The following is a 236-nucleotide window of genomic DNA, read 5'->3' as shown; positions in this document are numbered from 1 at the left end:
CTATTAATATAGAACCATATAATCTGACCCAAATCGGAATATCAGACACAACTATCGTCTCTAAATATCCTTGCTTAATCTTCTAACTCTCTTAAAATTGTAAAAAGAAAAAATGAAGCAATACATCTATACGCTTCTTTCGCATTATTCGTTGACTTGCTTTGGTGCTTACACAATCTAATGAAAGATTGTTCAACCATATGAACAAGAGACTTACTGCAATCTTTGTAATGTAA

Annotated in this window: 1 pseudogene; it reads right to left on the bottom strand. The window is 31.4% G+C overall.

From position 1 onward, the window contains the following. A pseudogene (locus JDS95_RS30860) lies at positions 1-236 on the bottom strand (ABC transporter ATP-binding protein); the annotation flags it as partial.

Source organism: Bacillus cereus group sp. N24 (assembly GCF_016483345.1).
Lineage (GTDB): Bacteria > Bacillota > Bacilli > Bacillales > Bacillaceae_G > Bacillus_A > Bacillus_A toyonensis.
Note: the sequence above shows the minus strand (reverse complement) of the source record. Positions and strands in the feature narration are given on the sequence as shown.